At 70.7% G+C, this 1,092-nt stretch carries 2 protein-coding genes; one reads left to right on the top strand and one right to left on the bottom strand.

Features of this window, described 5'->3' with window-relative positions; all coding sequences use genetic code 11:
- The coding region (locus P1X14_RS22035) for a methyltransferase domain-containing protein (RefSeq protein WP_277317569.1) at positions 1-527 on the bottom strand (527 nt) is incomplete at its 3' end.
- A 42-nt stretch (positions 528-569) separates the two neighbouring features.
- Between P1X14_RS22035 and P1X14_RS22030 the strand changes: the two genes are divergently transcribed.
- Positions 570-1,092: double zinc ribbon domain-containing protein (locus tag P1X14_RS22030; RefSeq protein WP_277317568.1), on the top strand; the 523-nt coding region annotated here is incomplete at its 3' end.

The raw sequence follows: 1,092 nt of genomic DNA, 5'->3' as shown, positions 1-1,092 counted from the left end.
GCGCGGCTGAGCAGGTCGCCCGCGGCGCGGACGTCGATCTGTGGATGGAAGCGCGCGGCGGGCTCCGCAGCAAGGAACGCGGCCTTGAGCGTGGCGAGGCTGCCCGCGCCCGCGAACGCGCCGAGGAACAGGCCGTCGGGTTTCAGCGCGCGGCGGATCAGCGCGAGCGCGCCGGGCACGTCATTGACCGAATCGAGCACGCCCGCCGACACGACCAGATCGAAGCTGGCCTCGGGAAAAGGATGCATGTCCTCATCGGCGTGGATCGCGCCGGTATCGGCCGCGAAGCGTGCGCCGGATTCGAGCCGGGTGATCGTCGCGCCGGGCAAGGCGAAGCTGCCGTCGAAGCTGCCGAGATCGAGCACGTCGCGAAACTCGCGTTTCACTGCGTCGAGGCGTTCGTAGATCCCGTCGAGCATGTGATCGCGCAGGAAGGCATGGGCGCGATAGTTTGGGGCGGCGCGATCGCGGCGTTTGCGGCGGCGGGCGCGGTCGAAGATTTCGGCGGGAGAATGGGTGTCGGACACGGCGCGCTTGTGCAGCGATGCGCGCTGGGGAACAACCCATGGATGCGTCTCGCCGCGCCCTTGCTGAAGATCGCCGATTACGCGCTGCCGCCGCGTTGCCCCGGCTGCGGCGAAGTGACCGGGGCGGATCATCGGTTTTGCGCGACATGCTGGGGCAGCCTGCGTTTCCTCGGGCCGCCCTGGTGCGCGCGATGCCATGCGCCGTTCGACTATGACCGCGGCGAGGGGGCGGAATGCGGCGAGTGCATCGCCGATCCGCCGCCGCATGACGGGGTGCGGGCCGCCGTGGCCTATGGCGATGTCGCGCGGCAGGTGGCGCTGCGCCTGAAATATGGCGGACGCACCGCCTATGCCGCGACCATGGCGCAGGCGATGGCGCGGCTGATGCCCGAGGGTGCGGACCTGCTGGTGCCGGTGCCGCTGCATCGCTGGCGGATCTGGGGTAGGGGGTTCAATCAGGCGGCGCTGATCGCGGAAGCCCTGTCGCGGGCCAGCGGGGTGGCGGCGGACCCGCATCTGCTGAAGCGGGTGAAGGCGACGCCGGTCTTGCGCGGGCTGGGTCCCC

The sequence above is a fragment of the Sphingomonas sp. AOB5 genome (genome assembly GCF_029433115.1).
In the GTDB taxonomy this organism is placed as follows: domain Bacteria; phylum Pseudomonadota; class Alphaproteobacteria; order Sphingomonadales; family Sphingomonadaceae; genus Sphingomonas.
This window is presented reverse-complemented; position numbering and strand designations above follow the sequence as displayed.